12 protein-coding genes are annotated in these 16,491 nt (G+C 73.0%); 6 read left to right on the forward strand and 6 right to left on the reverse strand.

Annotated features, from left to right (window positions below; all coding sequences use genetic code 11):
• The first annotated feature begins 73 nt into the window (after positions 1-73).
• Positions 74-535, forward strand: a complete 462-nt coding sequence (locus WMF34_RS05595) for a hypothetical protein (protein ID WP_012233693.1) — start codon at positions 74-76, stop codon at positions 533-535.
• On the opposite strand, the gene boxB is transcribed toward WMF34_RS05595, so the two are convergent.
• Both boxB and boxC read right to left on the reverse strand, forming a co-directional pair.
• Positions 532-1,983, reverse strand: a complete 1,452-nt coding sequence (boxB, locus tag WMF34_RS05600) for a benzoyl-CoA 2,3-epoxidase subunit BoxB (RefSeq protein WP_437992642.1) — start codon at positions 1,981-1,983, stop codon at positions 532-534. The two genes, WMF34_RS05595 and boxB, sit on opposite strands and share 4 nt — an antisense overlap.
• Positions 1,980-3,767, reverse strand: a complete 1,788-nt coding sequence (boxC, locus tag WMF34_RS05605) for a 2,3-epoxybenzoyl-CoA dihydrolase (RefSeq protein WP_437992643.1) — start codon at positions 3,765-3,767, stop codon at positions 1,980-1,982. The genes boxB and boxC overlap by 4 nt, the downstream gene beginning before the upstream one ends.
• A gap of 89 nt (positions 3,768-3,856) precedes the next feature.
• Here boxC and WMF34_RS05610 point away from each other — a divergent pair, with 89 nt between their 5' ends.
• Positions 3,857-4,747 (forward strand): shikimate kinase, encoded by an 891-nt coding sequence (locus WMF34_RS05610; protein ID WP_437992644.1) that lies wholly within the window; start codon positions 3,857-3,859, stop codon positions 4,745-4,747.
• Between the two features lie 33 nt (positions 4,748-4,780).
• Positions 4,781-6,496 (forward strand): glycogen synthase, encoded by a 1,716-nt coding sequence (locus WMF34_RS05615; protein ID WP_437994615.1) that lies wholly within the window; start codon positions 4,781-4,783, stop codon positions 6,494-6,496.
• 97 nt (positions 6,497-6,593) lie between these two features.
• Here WMF34_RS05615 and WMF34_RS05620 read toward each other — a convergent pair whose 3' ends face one another.
• Positions 6,594-7,829 carry a DUF3829 domain-containing protein gene (locus WMF34_RS05620; RefSeq protein ID WP_012233698.1) on the reverse strand — a complete coding sequence of 412 codons (1,236 nt, stop codon included), beginning with the start codon at positions 7,827-7,829 and terminating at the stop codon, positions 6,594-6,596.
• Between the two features lie 223 nt (positions 7,830-8,052).
• On the opposite strand from WMF34_RS05620, the gene WMF34_RS05625 reads away from it, so the two are divergent.
• The 3 genes from WMF34_RS05625 to recN all read left to right on the forward strand — a co-directional run bounded on the left by WMF34_RS05625 (position 8,053) and on the right by recN (position 13,300).
• Positions 8,053-8,865: a hypothetical protein gene (locus tag WMF34_RS05625; protein WP_012233699.1), complete on the forward strand. Its 813-nt coding sequence runs from the start codon at positions 8,053-8,055 to the stop codon at positions 8,863-8,865.
• Positions 8,866-9,162: 297 nt separating this feature from the next.
• Positions 9,163-11,568, forward strand: a complete 2,406-nt coding sequence (locus tag WMF34_RS05630; RefSeq protein ID WP_437992645.1) for a hypothetical protein — start codon at positions 9,163-9,165, stop codon at positions 11,566-11,568.
• A 34-nt stretch (positions 11,569-11,602) separates the two neighbouring features.
• Positions 11,603-13,300, forward strand: a complete 1,698-nt coding sequence (recN, locus tag WMF34_RS05635) for a DNA repair protein RecN (protein WP_437992646.1) — start codon at positions 11,603-11,605, stop codon at positions 13,298-13,300.
• Positions 13,301-13,323: 23 nt separating this feature from the next.
• On the opposite strand, the gene WMF34_RS05640 is transcribed toward recN, so the two are convergent.
• From WMF34_RS05640 to WMF34_RS05650, 3 genes are all read right to left on the reverse strand, one after another.
• The gene (locus tag WMF34_RS05640) at positions 13,324-14,856 is read right to left on the reverse strand and encodes an FAD-dependent thymidylate synthase (protein WP_012233702.1); all 1,533 of its coding nucleotides are present in this window, start codon (positions 14,854-14,856) and stop codon (positions 13,324-13,326) included.
• Positions 14,857-15,059: 203 nt separating this feature from the next.
• Entirely contained in the window at positions 15,060-15,878 is an 819-nt protein-coding gene (gene map, locus WMF34_RS05645) for a type I methionyl aminopeptidase (RefSeq protein ID WP_012233703.1), read from the reverse strand.
• Positions 15,875-16,441, reverse strand: coding sequence for a cobalamin ABC transporter substrate-binding protein (locus WMF34_RS05650; protein ID WP_231864702.1), 567 nt, complete (start codon positions 16,439-16,441; stop codon positions 15,875-15,877). Before WMF34_RS05650 ends, map begins: the two co-directional genes overlap by 4 nt.
• Between the last annotated feature and the right edge of the window lie 50 nt (positions 16,442-16,491).

The raw sequence follows: 16,491 nt of genomic DNA on the forward strand, positions 1-16,491 counted from the left end.
CGACCCCAGCATAGCCGCTCGCTCGGCAGCAAGGAACTTGGCCCGCCCTCGCCAGCCCCTCTACGCAGCGGTCATGCGCCGCCTCCCGTCGATCGCGCTCGCCGCCCTCGTCGCGCTCGCCGTCCCCGTGGCGAGCGGCCTCGGCGAGCGGCACGCCAGCGCCAGCGTCGCCTATGAGTCGCCTTACACCTTCGAGCAGACCTTCGGCACGGCGCTGCGCCTCGTGCGCGTCGATCTCGGCTTCAAGCTCGTCGAGAAGGACGTCTCCAATGGCTACCTGCTCTTCGAGTACCGGAGCCCGGAGAGCGGCGGCAGGGTGACGCAGGGGGCGATCGAGGTCGTGGACGGCCGCGCCGGGGTGCACGTCGCCGTGCAGCTCCCGGCGATGCCGCAGTACCACGAGCAGGTGCTCCTCGACGGGCTCGTCAAGAAGCTCGCCGACGAGCACGGCGACCCGCCGAAGAAGGCGCCCGCGGGCGGGGGCGCGCCTCCCCCTGACGCGGGCGCGCCTTCGCCCGACGCGGGCGCGCCCTAGCCGCGCCGCACGTACTCGAAGTCGACGGGCTTGCCCTTGAGCCCCTTCGCCGGCGCAGCGATCCAGTTCGCCATCTGCTTCGGATCGAACACCGGCTTCTCCATCAGGCTCCGCACGTAGGCCTCGTCGCTCGCCGTTGGCAGCCACGCGTCGCGCCGGCGCTCCCACGCCTCCTTCGAGAGCGGGTTGCCGTCGACGTCGAAGTGCAGCCCCGCGTAGATCCCCGAGCTCCGGTGGAAGCGCCGGCTCGGCAGGCTCAGCTTGAACGACACGCCGGACGCCTCGATCACCCGGTTCATCTTGTCGATCCCGCGCTGCGAGTCGGCCACGTACTCGTCGCGCAGCACCTCGTTCATCGCGTTCCTGAGCGGCACCTCCTCGCGCCGCCAGCCGGTCACCGCGCAGCCCCCGGCGGCGGGCACGTGCGGCACGTGCGGCACGTCGATCACGTACACGCCGTCGAGCGCCCGGTGGTCGTCGTACGACGCCTCCTTCGCGCGGCCCTTCACGCTCGAGGCGAAGAACGACGCCGCGTTCGACGAGATCTCCCCGCCGAAGAGGTCCAGCGACAGCGAGTACCAGAGGTTCAGGTACTTCTGCACCGTCGGCAGATCGATGCCGCCCTCGGCGCGCGCGTCCTCGTTCGCGTTGCGCTTCATCAGCTCGCACGTACGCTCGACGATGCGGAGCAGGCCCGTCTCGCCGACGAACATGTGGTGCGCCTCCTCGGTCAGCATGAACCGCGTCGTGCGCGACAGCGGATCGAAGCCGCTCTCCGCGAGCGCGAGCAGCTGGTACTTGCCGTCGCGATCCGTGAAGTAGGTGAACATGAAGAACGAGAGCCAGTTCGTGCACGGCTCGTTGAAGGCGCCCAGGATCCGCGGCTTGTCCGGGTCGCCGCTCCGCCGCTCCAGGAGCGCCTCCGCCTCCTCCCGGCCGTCGCGGCCGAAGTGGCTGTGCAGGAGGTACACCATCGCCCAGAGGTGCCGCCCCTCCTCGACGTTCACCTGGAACAGGTTCCGCAGGTCGTAGACGCTCGGGCAGCTCTGGCCGAGCAGCCGCTGCTGCTCCACGCTCGCGGGCTCGGTGTCTCCCTGCGTCACCACCAGCCGCCGCAGCATGTTCCGGAGCTCCCCCGGCACCTCTTGCCACGCCGGCTCGCCCAGGTGGTCGCCGAAGCCGATCGTCCGGTCCGCCACCCGATCCGCGAGGAAGATGCCCCAGCGGTACTCCGGCATCTTCACGTAGTCGAAATGCGCCCACCCCTCGTGATCGACGCTGATCGCCGTGCGCAGGTAGATGTCGTCCGCCTGGAAGCCCTCGGGCCCCGTCTCCCGCCACCAGTCCAGGAACTTCGGCTGCCACGCCTCGAGGGCGCGCTGCAGCTTCCTGTCCGACGCGAGGTCGACGTTGTTCGGGATCCTCTCCGAGTTGACGACCGCGCTCATGTCCGCCTCCAGTCGAATTCGGGGCGCTCCGGCCGCCCGTACACCGTCAGCGCGCCCCGCTGGCCCACCGCGTTGGGGCGCTGGAAGATCCAGTTCTGCCAGGCCGACAGCCGCGAAAAGATCTTCGTCTCCATCGTCTCGGGCCCGCAGAAGCGCAGGCTCGCCTCCATCCCGGTCAGCGCGTCGGGCGACAGGCTCACCCGCTCCTCGATCGCGAGCCGCACCTCGTCGTCCCAGTCCATCGCGTCCGGCGCGAAGGTGCAGAGGCCCTCCTCCAGCGCCTCCTCGGCGGACAGGAGGCCCGTCTTCTCCTTCAGCGCGGCCACGCGCTCCGGCGCGCCGAGGAAGCGCGACGCGAGCCGCGTCAGGCCGTTCGACATGACGAGCGGACCGAAGTTCAGCGAGCTCAGCGCAATCGACGCGGGCGACGCGGGCGACGCGGGCGCCCCTGCCTGCCCCTCGTCCCCTCCGCCGTCCAGCATGTAGGAGCGGTCCGCCGCGAGGGCGAGCTCGAACAGGCTCCCCGCGAAGCAGGAGCCCGGCTCGATCAGCGCGAACACGCTGCGCGCCGTGAGGTCGAGCCGCTTGAGCACGCGCCGCATGTGGAGCAGCACCTCCTTCACGAACCAGTCGTCGCGGCTCGCCCACAGCGCCTCGTCCGCGGCCCGCACCGCGGCGGGAGAGCCGGACGTCCGCAGGAGCACGAGGCCCACCGTCGGGTGGTTGAAGCGGAGGTCGAGCAACGCGTCGTCCAGCTCGCGGAATGCGCGGAGCGCCCACAGGTCCGCGCCCGCCCGGCGCATCCCGGCGGCGTCGGTCAGCGTCTCGCGCATCTCGCGCGTCTCGCGCCCTTCGCCGTCCGGCCCGAGAACGCGGATCTCCGCGGTCCTCGCGGCGCGGTCCACCTTCATCGACACGTGGCGGTAGTCGCAGGTGGACACGTCGCCCGCCGTGGCGCGCCGCGCCTCGAGCGGCGAGAGCCTCACCCCGGGCCCCGCCCTGTCCGGCGTCGCCGCCGCGAGCTCGGCGGCGCGCTGGGCCACCGCCTGCTCGAAGCGGCTCTTCGGGATCGATCGATCGACGAGGCCCCACTGCTCCGCGCGCTTGCCGCGCACCCCCTCGGCCAGCGTCGAGAACACGTCCGCGAGATCGCGCCGCACCTTGCGCTTGTCCACGAGCCGCGTGAGCCCCCCGGTCCCCGGGAGCACGGCGAGCAGCGGCGTCTCCGGGAACGAGACGGCGCTGCTCCCGTCGTCGGCGAGGAGGATCTCCTCGCACGCGAGCGCGAGCTCGTAGCCGCCGCCCGAGGCAACGCCGTTCAGCGCCGCGAGGTAGCGCTGCCCGCTCTCGGAGCACGCCTCCTCGAGCGCGAGGCGCGTCTCGTTCGTGAACTTGCAGAAGTTGACCTTGAACGCGTGCGTCGACGACCCGAGCATGTAGATGTTCGCGCCGGCGCAGAAGATCCGCGGCTGCGCGCTCGTCACGACGACCGCCTTCACCTCGGGGTGCTCGAAGCGCAGCCGCTGCACGATGTCGGCGAGCTCGATGTCGACCGCGATGTCGTAGCTGTTGAGCTTCAGCTGGTAGCCGGGCCGCGCCGCCGCGTCCTCGTCGACGTCCATCACCACGCGCGCGATCGCCCCCTCGAACGAGAGCTTCCAGTGCCTGTAACGGCCTGGCTCCGTCTCGAAGCGGAGGGGCGCGTCCTCGCCGGACGCGCCGTCTTCCCGGGCCCTGGTCTGCGGCGCCGGCGCCGCGGAAGGAGGAGAGGTGGTCGCTTCCATACCCGACGAGCCCACCACCGCGCCGGGGTTCAGTCAAGCAGTATAGTTCTTGTTGAGCCGCCTTTCATGAAATATAGTGCATCTACGAGATGGCGTCCCGTCAGACATCGCGCAAGGCGCGCGCAGGCCAGGGGCCGGAGGCCGGCGCGGGGGGCGTCGCGGACGGCGCGCCGCCGATCCTCGCGCGCCTCGGCGGTCGGCTCCGGCAGCGGCGGACGGAGCTCGCGCTCACCTTGCGCGAGCTCGCCGAGCTCGCCGGCGTGAGCGAGCGCTTCCTTGTGCTGCTCGAGAGCGGGCGGGCGAACGTCTCCGTGGTGCGGCTCGAGGACATCGGCCGCGCGCTGGGCACCTCGGCCGCCGCGCTGCTCTCGGCGGGCGAGCTCGGCGAGGAGGCGCCGCCGCGCGGCCGGTCGGCCGGCGAGGCGGGGGAAGGGGCGGGCGAGCCCCTCGTCGCGCTGCTCGGCCTGCGCGGGGCCGGCAAGACCACGATCGGCGGCCGCGCCGCGGCGCGGCTCGGCGTGCCCTTCCTCGAGCTCGACGCCCTCGTGGCCGCGCGCGCGGGGATGAGCCTCGCCGCCCTGTTCGAGATCCATGGAAACGCCTACTACCGGCGGCTGGAGCGCGAGGAGCTCGCACGGCTCGAAGGCGCGCGCGCCCACGGGATCGTGGCCACGGGCGGCGGCCTGGTGACCGATCCGGCGACCTTCGAGCGACTGAGGCGCTGCGCGGTGACGGTGTGGCTGCGGGCGACGCCCGAGGACCACTGGCGCCGCGTGGTCGAGCAGGGGGACGCGCGGCCCATGGCCAACCGGGCCGACGCCATGAAGGAGCTCAGGGCGCTCTTCCAGGCGCGGCGCGCGCTCTATGAGCAGGCCGACTTCGCGGTGGACACGTCGGCGCTCGGTCTCGCGCGCTCTGTCGATCGCGTGGTCAAGATCGCGCGTGAAGCTGGTAGAAGGAACGCGACGCGCTCGCCTTGAGTCGGGGGCGCGCTCCCCCTCCTCCCCATGTCCATGCCGCGCCTCAAAATTCTCTTCGTGGTGTCCGAGTGCGTCCCCTTCAGCAAGACAGGTGGTCTAGCCGACGTGGCGGGCGCGCTGCCGGTCGCGCTCGCCGCGGCCGGTCACGACGTGCGCGTCGTGATGCCGGCGTACCGTGCCGCCAAGCGCTACCTCGCCCGCCAGATCGCGCTTGCCGAGCAGCAGCCCGCAGGCAGCGAGGCCGTCGCCGCGCCGGCCGTCGCCGCGGCGGCGGCCGCCGGCAACGGGCTCGCCGCCCCGGCGGCCGACGCGGTCCCGGCGGCCGACGTGGCCCCGGCGGCCGACGCGGCCCCGGCGGCCGACGCGGCCCCGGCGGCCGACGCCACCCCGCCGGCCGACGCGGCCCAAGGAGGAGACGGCGAGCCCCCGGCGGATCGCTTCGTGCCGCACCGGCTGCCGCTCTCGCTCGGCGTGCCCCTCGGCGGCGGCGAGGCGTGGACCGCCGTCTGGGAGACGCGCCTCGATCCCGGGACGCCCGGTGCGCCTGCGCCCCGCGTGTACCTGCTCGAGCACGACGTCCTCTACGATCGCGACGGCATCTACGGCGACGCGCACGGCGAGTTCGGGGACAACCTCGCCCGCTACGCGCTCCTGTCGCGCGGCGCGCTGCAGCTCTGCCACGCGCTCGAGTTCTGGCCGGACATCGTCCACGTCCACGACTGGCAGTCGGCGCTCGTCCCGCTCTACCTCAACGTCCTCGAGCACCGGTCGCCGCTCGCCCGCGCCGCGTCCGTTCTGACGATCCACAACCTCGGCTACCAGGGCTGGTTCAACAAGGGGCAGCTCCACACGACCGGGCTCGGGTGGGATCAGTTCCACAGGTTCTGCCTGGAGGCGTACGACAGCATCAACCTGCTCAAGGGCGGCATCTACAACGCCACGCTCGTCTCCACGGTCTCCCCCAGGTACGCGCAGGAGATCCAGACGTGGGAGGGCGGCGAGGGGCTCGACGGCGTGCTGCGGGATCGGGGCACCGACGTGATCGGGATCCTCAACGGCATCGACGATTCCATCTGGAACCCCGCGACCGATCCCCACATCGCGGCGCCGTTCTCCGCCGAGGATCTCGGCGGCAAGCGCCTCTGCAAGGCGGCGCTCCAGCGAGAGATGGGGCTCGAGGAGCGCCCCGACGTCCCGCTCCTCGGGCTCATCAGCCGCCTGGCGACCCAGAAGGGGATCGACATCCTCGCGGGCGCGCTCGACCACATCCTCTCGCTCGACGTCCAGCTCATCGTCCTGGGCTCCGGCGAGCGCTGGGCCGAGGACCTCTTCTCGCGGATCTCCGGCGCGAGCGACCGCTTCCGCGTCTACGTCGGCATGAACGAGGGGCTCGCCCACCGCATCGAGGCGGGCGCCGACCTCTTCCTGATGCCGTCGCGCTACGAGCCCTGCGGGCTGAACCAGATGTACAGCCAGCGCTACGGGACGCTGCCGGTCGTGCGCGCCGTCGGCGGCCTCGACGACACGGTCGAGAACAACGTCACGGGCTTCAAGTTCGAGGAGATGTCGTCGAGCGCGCTCGGGAACACCGTCGCGTGGGCGGTGCACCTCTACCGCGCCGACCCGGCCTACTTCCGGTCGATGCAGCTGCGGGCGATGAAGAAGAACTTCGGCTGGGCGCAAGCCGCGCGGCAGTACGAGGCCCTCTACCGCCTCGCGATCGCCCGCCGCACCGGCCGCCCGTTCTGACCGCGCCCGCGCCCCCGGCGGAGGCGCGGCGCGATCGGCGCGTGCCCCCCTCGCGGGGAGCGCACGCCTCCCTGGCGGGGAGCGCGCCCCGGGCGCGTCACTCCTTCTCGGGGGCGGCCGGCGCGGCGGGTGCGGCCGGCTGCGCGGTCCCGGCGGCCTCGCGCGTCGCCGCCTGGCTCTTCGCCATGAGCGAGCGGGAGAGCGCGCGGTGTTTCCCCTCGATCACCGACACGAAGCTCGTGACGACCGGCAGGAACAGGGCGGGGGAGGTGATCCCCTTGTCCGTCAGCTTGGGCTCGGCCGCCTTCACGTCGCGGATGAAGCCGGCGAGCGCGGGCTCCATGATCTTGGCCCACGGGTCGGTCTGGTGGGTCGAGCCGTACGTCTTGAGCGCGGCCGCGGACGTCTCCAGCTTCTGGAGCGCGGCCTTCTCCGCCGCCGGATCGACGTTCTTGCTGGTGAGGATCAGCATGAGCGCGCGCGCGTCCTCGAGGGCCGTGATCGCCTCCTTCTGACCCTCTTCCGCCTTCGCGAGGTCGGGCAGGTGCGACGCGTGCCACGCGGACACCGCGAGGCCGAGCTTGTCGGAGTGCGCGTCGAGCTTCTGGAAGTCGGCGAGGAGCTTCGCGTGGAGCTCCTTGCCCTTCGCGAAGCTGTCCTTCTTGTACTCCTCGCGCTGGTAGTAGTTGGCCGCCGCGGCGATGTTCTTCGCCAGCTCGGTCGCGAACGGCGCGTACTCGGCGAGCGCGGCGTCGACGTCCGCCATGGCCGGCTCCTTGAGGCTGAGGGCGACGGTGCAGGCGCGCGCGTTGCGCTCGTGCGGCGCGCGCGCGCTGAAGTTGATCGGCCGGCGCTCGTCCGGCTTGCCAGGCGGGGTCGGTGCGCCCTTGGCGGCGGGGGCGCTGGTGCCGCCCGGCGCGGCGGCGGTGCCGGGCAGGCCGGTCGTCTTCGGCGCGGCGGCGCCGGGCAGCTTCGCGGGGAGCGCGCCCTTCGCGGCGTCTCCGGCCTTCGCCTGATCGTCGTTGCCGAAGCTCGGGATCTTCTTCTCGCTGGGCTCATCCTTGCCGAGGCTCGCGAGGTAGGCGTCGCGGGCCTGCTTCAGCGAGAGCGTCCCGAAGTAGCAGACGTCGACGCGGTACTCCTTCATCGACTGCGGGTCGACCTTCGCCATCGGCGACACGGGCGTCCGCAGGCTCGCCTTTCCCTTGTTCGTGTTCGCCGCCGCGGAGCTTGCCGGCTCCGGCTGGGGAGGGGGCGGGTCCTCCTTGCAGCCGGCGGCACCGCTGGCGACGAGCACGAGCGCGATAGAACAGAGAGACCTGACGGAAATCATTCGGTGTGCCTCCTCGGCTGGCGCAGGAACGGGCGCATCATGCCTAAGCCGGCGGCGCTTGCAACACCCGGCCAGGGGCGAGAACTTGCGGCCCTGGTCGGGAAAACCCCGCCCCCGGCCCAAAACACGCGACGCCGCCCGGTTCTTCCAGGCCTCCGCCGGGGCTGTCCCTCCCCGGCCTCCGCTGTGGCTGACGAAACGTTCCGGGTCTAATGTCCGCCGCGTGAAGCTGCGAACCTTGACCCTGGACGAGCTGACCATCGACGACGAGCGCTCCTTCCGGCACGTCGCGCTCTACGACGATCTGAAGCAGGCACTCCGGCGCGACGGGTACCGCTTTCGCGTGCCCGAGGGCGAGGCGAGCTGGGATCGCGTCGTCTTCTTGAACCTGACGTTCTGGAGCCAGAGCGAGCAAGGCGACCTGATCGCCGGCGACCACCTCGCCGCCGACGTCGTCGCGCACGTGGCGTGGCACCACCTCGCCCACCGCGCGCTCACGGCGGCGGGCGCCGGCGCTCCGCCCAGCGCGGAGGCGCTCCTGCTCGCCGAGGCCATCGCCAGCGCGTTCGATCTGTACCTCGTCGGGCGCCTCCTTGGGCACGCCCCCAGCTCCGACTTCCTGGCCACGCAGGTGCCCGCGATGGCCGAGGCGGCCGACGCGGCTGGCCTCTCCGACGCCGGGTTCGAGGCGCTCCTGGAGAGCGTGGCCGGGGACCCGGAGCGCGCCTTCGAGGACCTCCGCGCCCTGCTCTTCGACGTCACGACGGCGCTCGTGCGCTGCGATCGCCTGAGCCGCGCCGCGGAGATCCTCGCCGGCTTCGACGCCCACCGGTTCGCGCCGCTCCTCCACCACTACGAGCTGTCGAACTGGATCCTGTCGACCCGCGCTTCCGGGTCAGCCCCCGCCCCCGATCCGGTCGCGCGCGCCGTCGACACGGCGCTGCGGAGCGCGCCGGTGTCGCTGGACTGGTTGGAGCAACGCTGGGTGCGCCCGCCCGCGCCCCTGCCGGCGCCCGCCGGTGAGCCCTCCGCCTAGGCGAATCCAGCGGGATCCGGCGGAATCCCGCGCCGCGGAGCCGGGCGGAGCGGGCGAGCCCGAGGACGACCGCCCTGGTCACCTGTGAAGAAGATTGCGCGTGCTGGCGAGCTGCGCGATTCTCTTCTCAAGGTGCAACTCGCCTGCTCTCTCTGCAGGACCTACGTGGAGATCGGTGTAGGACGCGAGATGCGTCCGTCCTTGCCGTTTGTCTGCAAGACGTGTCGCGCGAAGAGCAAGCAGTCCGCGTCCGAGAGGGGTGAGCCACGGTCTTCCCCCTCGGGCGTTCCGAGCTCCGTGAGCGGACGCGACCGGCGGGAGCCGTCGAGCGAGCCGGAGCGCGCGAAGCCTTCCTCCGGGCGCCGCTCGGAGAGGGGGGCCGGGCTGTCGAGCGATGTGCTGGACGCCGAGACGACGCTCCCGGGCGCTGGCATCCAGCGCCGGCTGGTGGAGCCCGCGGGCGAGGCGGAGCGGCGCGCGGCGCCGGCGGCGGGGCGCAGGCGGGGGCTCACGCTCGCGGAGCGGATCGCGCAGCAGGAGCTGGACGCCGCGCCCGAGTCCAGCCCGAGGGCGCTGGATGCGTTCGACGCGGCGGCCGAGGCCTCGCTCGAGCACGCCGTCGTGACGCCGGACGGCGGGCTGGGGCGGCGCGAGGTCCCGGCGCGGCATCGCACGTTCGCCGGCCTCTCCTGGGACGACACGCCCCGCGGCGGCGCGGCGCCGACCGGCAGGAGCCCGTCCGCGCTCCCTCCCGCCGACTCGGATCCCGTCTCGATCCAGGACCTCGCGCAGATGCTCTCCCCGGGCGTCGAGCCGCCGTCGCTCTCGTTCGGCTCGCACGCCCTCGAGGAGGAGCGCGCGAGCCAGCCCGCGCCCGCGCTCGAACCCGCCGCGGTGCCTCGCGCGGCCCCGCGCACGCCGGTCCCGGCGCGACCGCCGGCGCGCCGCGAGCAGCGCACCACGGCGCCGGTGGCGCGGCCGCGGACCGCTGCCGTCCCGCGCGCCGGCGGCACCTCGCGGCCCGTCGCGCCGCCGTCGGAGATGCCGCCGGCGCCGCTCTCCGAGATACCGTCGGCGCCGCTGTCCATCGACGAGGGCCGGCCGTCGTCGCACCGCTCGTCGCCCGAGCTCCGGCTCGAGGACGTGCAGGCGATGGCGGCGCTCGCCCCGCCGCCCATGCCGCCCGCGCGGCGCGCCCGGTCCGGCCCGAGCGCCGCGCAGCCCGCCGACGCCTCTCCGGCGGACCTCGCCTTGTTGGGTTCGCTCGTCCCGTCACCGGCCGCGGGCCCGCCGCGCGCCGCCGAGGAGCAGCGGCGAGGCCGCGCCAGATCCAAGGCGGCCGAGGCGCAGGGCGCCGCGGAAGGGCCGCGGGATCAGGGGAACGACGAGCGGCCGTCGCACGAGCCGCTCGCGCTCACGAACCTCTCTCCGCGGTCGACCGCCCGCGCGGCGGGCGACTGGCCCGGCCAGACCGAGCCTCGCGGGCGCGCCGAGCGCAAGGAAACCTCGGGCCTGATCGACCTGCGCAGCATGGCGCCGCCGCCCGGCGAGGAGGGCGAGGCGCGCCGCAACGAGGACCGGGCCGATCAAGAGATCCTGAGCATCAACAGCGGGCTGTTCGATGACGCCGCCGCCGGGCGGAGCTCGGACTCCTCGTTCCCCTCGCAGCCCGTCGAGCCCGAGCTCCTGGCCGTCGAGGGACACACGTCCTCCGGGGAAGAGACGCCGGTGCGCACCTCGATCACGGCCGGCTCCGTCGTGTCCGAGAAGCTGCGCGCCCTCTCGACGCCGGCATCGCGGCAGAACATGGCGCTCGCCGGCTGGGTGACCGTCGTCTTCATCGTGTTCGGCGCTGCGCTCTACCTCGCGCAGGCTCACGGCCGCTCGTCCAGCGCCGCGGCGACCCAGAACGCGCCCGCGGGCAGCGGCGCGCTCGTTGAGTCGCCGCCTCCGTCATCCGCCGCGACGGAGCCCGCTGGCCAGACCGCCGACCGGGAGCCGTCCCTCGATGACGAGCCGGTCGCGGAGCCGCCGGCCGCTTCTCCCGGCCCTGCGGAGCAGGCGCTGGCCGCCTCCGCCGGCCCTGCCGGCGAGCCAGCTGCACCGTCGCAGCCCGTGCAGGCAGGGGCTACTCCCGGCGTGGCACCCGAGCCGACCGCCGCGCCGGCAGCGAGCGCCGCGCCAGCAGCGACCGCCGCGCCGGCGGCGAGCGCCGCGCCAGCAGCGACCACCGCGCCGGCGGCGACCGCTGCGGCGGCGACCGCTGCGCCGGCGGCGACCGCTGCGCCGGCGGCGACCGCCGCGCCGCAAGCCAGCGAGAAGCCTGATGTACCCGAGCGCCCTGCCCGGGCCGCGGCGCCGAGCGAGCCCGAGCGCACCAAGCCGGCGGGCAAGCAGCCGCCGCCGGCGCCGCTCCTTCCAGCGAAGGACGAGCCAGCGCGCTTCGATCAGAGCGCGGCGTCCAGCGTCCTCGCGTCCGCGGCGGCCGCCGCCGCCGGGTGCACCGGCGAGGGCCTCACCGGCACGGCCCGCGTGGCCGTCACCTTCGCGCCCACGGGGAAGGCCATGTCGGCGCGCGTGGAGGGGGGCGACCTGGTCGGGACCGCCACCGCCGGGTGCATCGCCGCTGCGTTCCGCGACGTCGCGGTGCCGCCTTTCGAAGGAATTCCGGTCACCGTCATGAAGCAGGTGAAGATCCGCTGACGACGGGTCGAAAGCTTTCTATCCTCCCGCCGCTGTGCTGGTCGCGCTTCGGGTCAAGAACTTCATCCTGATGGACGCCCTCGAGCTCCGGCTCGAGCCCGGGTTCAACGTGCTCACCGGCGAGACGGGCGCGGGCAAGTCCATCGTCGTGGGCGCGCTCTCGCTGGTCCTCGGCGGCCGCGCGAGCGCCGAGCAGGTCCGCCCCGGCGCGGACGAGGCCGAGATCGAGGCGCTCTTCGACGTGCGCGGCTCCGATCGCGCGATGGCGATGCTCGACGCCGCCGGCATCGCGAGCGAGGGCGAGCTCGTGGTCCGCCGCGTGGTCCAGGCGACCGGCCGCTCGCGCGCCTACCTGAACGGCCGCCTCTGCACCGCGGGCGAGCTCCAGGCGCTCGCCCCGGAGCTCGCGGATGTCGCCTCGCAGCACGAGAGCGTCGCGCTGACCGATCCGTCGACGCACCTCGGCTATCTCGATCGCTTCGGCCGCCTCGTGCCTGCGCGCAGCGAGCTCGCGGCGGACGTCAGCGCGCTCGAGGCGCTCACCGCCGAGCTCAGGGCCGCCCGCGAGCTCGAGCGCGGCCGCGGCGAGCGCGAGGCGTTCCTCTCCTTCCAGCTCCAGGCCATCGACGCGCTGTCGCCGCGCCCCGGCGAGCTCGCCGATCTCGCGGCCGAGCGCAACCGGCTCCGCCACGCGGGCCGCCTGCACGACATCACGCGGCGCGCCGCGTCCCGCCTCGATCAAGGGGACGACGCGATGTGCGACGAGCTCGCGCGCCTCGCCTCGGAGCTCCGGGCGGCGGCGGAGATCGATCCCGCGCTCGACGATGTCGCCCGCGCGGTCGACGGCTGCTGGACGGAGCTCAGCGAGGCGGCCCGCCAGATCGCCCGCTACGCCGAGCGCGCGGAGGCCGACCCGGATCGCCTCTCCGAGATCGAGGATCGCATGTACCGCCTCGAGGGCCTGCTCCGGCAGCACGGCCCCACGCTCGACGACGTGCTCGCCGCGCGGGCGCGCCTCGCGGCCGAGCTGGAGCGCCTCTCGGGGGTCGAGAGCCACGTCGCGGAGATCGAGCGGCGGCGCGACGCCTTGCTCGCCGTCGCCGCCGAACGCGCCCGCAAGCTCTCGGCGAAGCGGCGGAAGGCCGGCGAAAAGCTCGGCGCCGCGATCTCCTCGGAGCTCGCCGATCTCGGCATGGGCGGGGCGCGGGTCGTCGTGGACATCGAGCCGCACGGCGGCGACCGCGCCGAGCTGGTCGTCGACGGCGCCCGCCTCGGCCAGGACGGGATCGACCGCGTCGAGTTCCTCATCTCGCCCAACAAGGGGATCGAGCCTCGCCCCCTGCGCCGCATCGCCTCGGGCGGCGAGCTCTCGCGCGCCCTGCTCGCCCTGAAGCGGGTGCTGGCGGAGTGCGGGCCCGCCGGGCTCTACGTCTTCGACGAGGTCGACAGCGGCGTCGGCGGCGCCGTCGCCGACAAGATCGGGCGCGCGATCGGCGACGTGGCGCGCCACCACCAGGTGCTCTGCATCACCCACCTCGCGCCCATCGCGGCGTTCGCCGGCGCGCACTTCGTCGTCGCCAAGGAGAACGCGGGCGGCATCGCCAAGAGCTCGGTCACGCGCGTCGACAAGAAGGACCGCATCGCCGAGGTGGCGCGGATGCTGTCGGGGGCGAAGGTCACCGGCGCGTCGCTCAGGGCCGCGACGGAGCTCATCGAGGCAGCACGCCTCTGACGCGGGCGCCGGCGTCCCGGACGTCAGCTCCGCGCGAGCGCGTAGTCGTTCAGATCGACGCGGATCAGGTCCTTGAGCCAGGGGTGCACCGTGATCGCGGTGCGGTAGAGACCCTGGGCCATGCGCCGGTAGCTCGTGTGACCCTGCTTCGCCGAGCGGAGCTCGATGACGTGGAAGAGCTCGCGCAGGTTCAGCGTCCAGAGGGTCCTCACGCGGAAGCCGAGCGGCACCGCGTACTGCGACTCGAGCGGGTAGCGCTCCTCCATCGCGTTCCACGCGTCGCGCGCGGCGAGCATCGCGTCCTGGTAGGCCTCGGCGTGGCCGAGATCCGAGAGGGCCTGCGGCGTCTCGAAGCCGAGCCGGCAGGTGAGCCGCTGCGTCGCCGGCGTCAGCATCCTGTGGCGCTGCAGGTCGCGGTACGCGCCGTAGTCGAGCATCAGCTCGAAGGTCATCGTCGACGCCTCGAACGCGCGCGGCGGCGCGTCGTACGGGCCGCGCTTCTCGCACGCGGCCTTCGCGATCCCGATGAGCTCCGGCAGCGTCGCGCGGTGGAGCGCGTCGCCCAGGTTGTAGGCGTGCACGCCCGGATCGCTCCCGTCATACGCGAGCGCGAGCGCGACGCGCTCCAGCGCGTCCTTGTCGTAGCGCACCAGCCGGACAGGCTGGTTGATCACCATCGTCGCGCTCACCCCCTCGTCCGGCGGCGTGTAGACCCGCTTCATCGCCGCGGCGACGCTGGCCTGCAGCGTCTGCCGGAGCTCGTTCGGCGCGGCGTACTTCACGAGCGTCGGGGTCACGGCAAGCGCCGCCGCGTGCATCTCGCGGGCGACCCTGCGCACCTCCTCGAGCGGGTGCGACAGCATCTTCGTCAGCAGGACCTCGAGCGCCCTCGCGTTCGCGGTGAGGCCGATGTTCGTCCGCGTCCCCGCCGGCAGGAGGCCGCGCAGGAGATCGCACGCCTGCGCGCGCAGCGCCCCCTTGTAGGCGGCGTCCGACATCTTCTCGGGCTTCGGCGAGCGCGCGCCGAGCCGCTCGGTCACCCTGGGGACGAGGTCGAGGTAGGTCGCGAAGAGCCGCTCGCTCGATGCCTTGTATTTCGCGGCGTGCTCGGCGTCGAGCTCCGGCAGGTCGACGAACGAGTGCTGATCGAAGACCACGTAGCGCGTGCTCTTCTCCGTGTAGGAGCCGAGCCGCAGGTCCTCGATCACCTTGGACGCGACGATGCTGACGTTCTCGATCGCGAGGTGCACCACCGCGTGCTCGGCGACCGACGCGTGGCCGTAGCCCACGACCCATTTCTCGTGGAAGCTCCGCGCCTTGTCCGACGCGAACGCGAGGCCCCGGCGCGGCCGGCCGTCGGCCTCCGGGGCGACGTCGAGCTCCTCGTCGCCGAGCAGGCGCGCCAGGTTGGTGCGCAGATCGTCCCGGCTGCGCGAGTAGTACGCGAACAGGACGGCGATGACTTCTTCCGGCAGACCCGACAGCGAGAAGACGTCGGCCGTCAGGCTCGACACATACGGCGCGATGCGGGCACGCGACGCTTCGTCCAAGGCCATGCCCCTGCTTCTACTCCCAATCGCAGGCCGGACGGTCGACAAAACTCGGTTTCCGATCGACCGATCCGGGCCACGCCGGCGCACCGCCGCGCCGGCCCTCGCGGCCGGGGCAGGCCGGCGCGCGCGGTCCGGGCGCGGCGCGTGTTCGGCGTCGTGCGCGTGTTCGGCGTCGTGCGCGTGTTCGGCGTCGTGCGCGCTCTGCGTCAGAGCGCTCGCGCCGCGGAGACGACGAAGGGATCGGGGAAGATCTCGCTGTTCGCGAGCGGCCGGTTGCGGCGGGTCAGCACCTCGCAGCCGTTCCTCGTCACGACGATGGTGTGCTCGAACTGCGCCGACAGCGAGCGATCGGCCGTCAGCGCGGTCCATTTGTCTTCCTGGATCTCGACCTCGTAGGTGCCGAGGTTGATCATCGGCTCGATCGTGAAGCACATGCCGGCGCGGAGGCGGGCGCCGCTGCCGTACTTGCCCACGTGCGAGACCTGCGGCGCCTCGTGGAAGCGCCGCCCGATGCCGTGCCCGACGAAGGCCCGCACCACCGAGCAGCCCTCGCCCTCGGCGAACTCCTGGATGGCGGCCCCGATGTCGCCAAGGCGCGCCCCGTCCCGGACCTGGGCGATGCCGAGCTGCAGGCTGCGCCGGGACACCTCGGTCACGTGCTTCGCCTCGGCCGAGGGCTTGCCGATGTAGAAGGTCGCGGACGTGTCGCCGTAGAAGCCGTTGTAGATCGTGGTGACGTCCACGTTGATGATGTCGCCCGGAACGAGGACGCGATCGCACGGGATGCCGTGGCAGACCACCTCGTTGATCGAGGTGCAGACGCTCTTCGGGAACCCGTGGTAGTTGAGCGGCGCGGGGTAGCCGCCGCGGCGGATCGTGTCCTCGTGGACGAAGGTGTTGATGTCCTCGGTGGTGATGCCGGCGCGGATCATCTCGCCGACGCCGAGGAGCGTCTCCGCAGCCATCTGTGAGGCCGTGCGGAGGGCGTCGACTTCCTTGACCGTCTTGATGCTCACGTTGCTCACGGCGCAGACAGCTCCCCGAGGACGACGGCCTCTTTGACGGCCGCGGCGACCTCCGCTGTATCAGGTGAAAGGTGCCAGTGGATCTCCGGCTCGCCGGCCTCGCCGGCGAAGCGCCGGATGAAGGCGATGAAGGTGAGCCCGCGGAGCCGCGCGTCGATCGCCTTCGCGACGCCGAACGCGCGGCTCTGCGGCCGGATGTGGAGCTCGAACGCCCGGTCCGGCGCCCGGGGTGTGGCCAGCGGAGGGTAGCCGACCTGGATCCCGAGGTGGTAGGTGCTCTGTTCGCCGATCGAGTCGACGGTCACCGTGTTGACGCGCACCCGCGCGACCACGTCTCCCGTCTGCGCCCGCTCGCGGAGGAACGGGTCGGATCTGGGCGAGGGGCCGTCCAGCGAGAAGCCCACGGCGGCAGGCTCGATGTTGTCGTCGAAGACCTCGCGCGCGCGCCCCTCCCATGGGGGCAGGCCAGCCTGGGAATCGACGGACGCCGCGGGGCGCTCGTGATCGGCGACACAGCCGCCGGCGGGGCCAACGGTCGCCAGCGCGGCGAGCGCAAGGCGCAAAGGTGCAGCACCGGCGGCAGGCATCATCCTTGGGGCCAGAGCTCGTAGCA

The organism is Sorangium sp. So ce145, assembly GCF_051525985.1.
Lineage (GTDB): Bacteria > Myxococcota_A > Polyangia > Polyangiales > Polyangiaceae > Sorangium > Sorangium cellulosum_B.

What these genes read in the sequence shown, in the direction of transcription:
- WMF34_RS05595 (WP_012233693.1), top strand. Translation starts at nt 74, where the DNA reads ATGCGCCGCCTCCCGTCGATCGCGCTCGCCGCCCTCGTCGCGCTCGCC.
- WMF34_RS05640 (WP_012233702.1), bottom strand. Translation starts at nt 14,856, where the DNA reads ATGGCCTTGGACGAAGCGTCGCGTGCCCGCATCGCGCCGTATGTGTCG.
- WMF34_RS05615 (WP_437994615.1), top strand. Translation starts at nt 4,781, where the DNA reads ATGCCGCGCCTCAAAATTCTCTTCGTGGTGTCCGAGTGCGTCCCCTTC.
- boxC (WP_437992643.1), bottom strand. Translation starts at nt 3,767, where the DNA reads ATGGAAGCGACCACCTCTCCTCCTTCCGCGGCGCCGGCGCCGCAGACC.
- boxB (WP_437992642.1), bottom strand. Translation starts at nt 1,983, where the DNA reads ATGAGCGCGGTCGTCAACTCGGAGAGGATCCCGAACAACGTCGACCTC.
- WMF34_RS05620 (WP_012233698.1), bottom strand. Translation starts at nt 7,829, where the DNA reads ATGATTTCCGTCAGGTCTCTCTGTTCTATCGCGCTCGTGCTCGTCGCC.
- WMF34_RS05610 (WP_437992644.1), top strand. Translation starts at nt 3,857, where the DNA reads ATGGCGTCCCGTCAGACATCGCGCAAGGCGCGCGCAGGCCAGGGGCCG.